The sequence below is a fragment of the Bradyrhizobium genosp. SA-3 genome, assembly GCF_004212635.1.
GTDB lineage: Bacteria > Pseudomonadota > Alphaproteobacteria > Rhizobiales > Xanthobacteraceae > Bradyrhizobium.
In genome coordinates, this window is record NZ_PSRT01000362.1 from 1 (window position 1) to 387 (window position 387).

Annotated in this window: 1 protein-coding gene; it reads right to left on the reverse strand. The window is 69.3% G+C overall.

The window, feature by feature from the left end:
* Positions 1–387: AMP-binding enzyme (locus CWO91_RS42480; RefSeq protein ID WP_130221204.1), on the reverse strand; the 387-nt coding region annotated here is incomplete at both ends.

The following is a 387-nucleotide window of genomic DNA, read 5'->3' on the forward strand; positions in this document are numbered from 1 at the left end:
TCATAGGCGGCGCGCGCATACGCCTCATCCGCAGGCGCAGCCAGCGCCTTGCGGTCCAGCTTGCCGTTCACCGTCAGCGGCAGCGCCGCCAGCCGCACGAACGCCGATGGCACCATGTACTCCGGCAGGTGCGCACTTATGTGCGCGCGCAAGGCGCCGGCAAGCTCGCTTCCCTCCAGCCCGTTCGAAGCTGCTTCCGGCGCGCACACCACATAGGCGACAAGACGCTGCTCGCCGCCGGGGCCCTCGTGCGCCACCACCACCGCCTCGCGCACGAACGGGTGCTCGCAAAGCCGCGCCGCGATCTCACCCGGCTCGATCCGGAAGCCGCGGATCTTCACCTGGTCGTCGTTGCGGCCCAAAAACTCCAGATTGCCGTCCGGCAGA